This is a genomic window from Bartonella sp. AP36NXGY (genome assembly GCF_042195865.1).
Classification (GTDB): Bacteria; Pseudomonadota; Alphaproteobacteria; order Rhizobiales; family Rhizobiaceae; genus Bartonella.
Genome location: NZ_JBHIPD010000163.1, coordinates 1 through 500 on the forward strand (window position 1 = coordinate 1; position 500 = coordinate 500).

The 500-nt window shown below is 34.8% G+C and carries 1 protein-coding gene; it reads left to right on the forward strand.

What is annotated here, in order from left to right; translation table 11 throughout:
• Positions 1-142 precede the first annotated feature (142 nt).
• Positions 143-500: antA/AntB antirepressor family protein (locus ACFINX_RS10440; RefSeq protein ID WP_375668843.1), on the forward strand; the 358-nt coding region annotated here is incomplete at its 3' end.

Genomic DNA, 500 nt, shown 5'->3' on the forward strand with positions numbered 1-500 from the left:
AGACGAAAAATATAATGATGAGATTTACGGTACTTATGAACAACAACACCGTTTGCGTCCTTGTGATGTGCTTTAAAAATTCTAAAGGGCGCTTTTAAAAGCGCCTCCCCTTTTCCCATCAATAATTGATTAGAGTAAACTTATGACCACACATGATACTCATATTCATAGTGAAGGATATCTCACGCCTGAAAACGAGGTAGACAACAAAATCGGTTATGTCCAAATGGTCAATGCCCATGTAATGCATAGGTACTTACATTTGAAACAAGATTTTTCCACTTGGTTTAATGATTGTGTTGAAAAGCTTGATCTAAAAGAAGGCGTGGATTTTGTTTTTACAAAACAAGAATGGAACAGACAGAAGATTTGTCCAAAATCTGAAATAGAAACAGATAAAACCGATAATCATTACTTCAAAATTCACGCAGCAAGGAAAATTGCTCAAGCAGAACGTCATAGAAACTATGGCAGAATATTATATCAAACCTTGTGTTTTT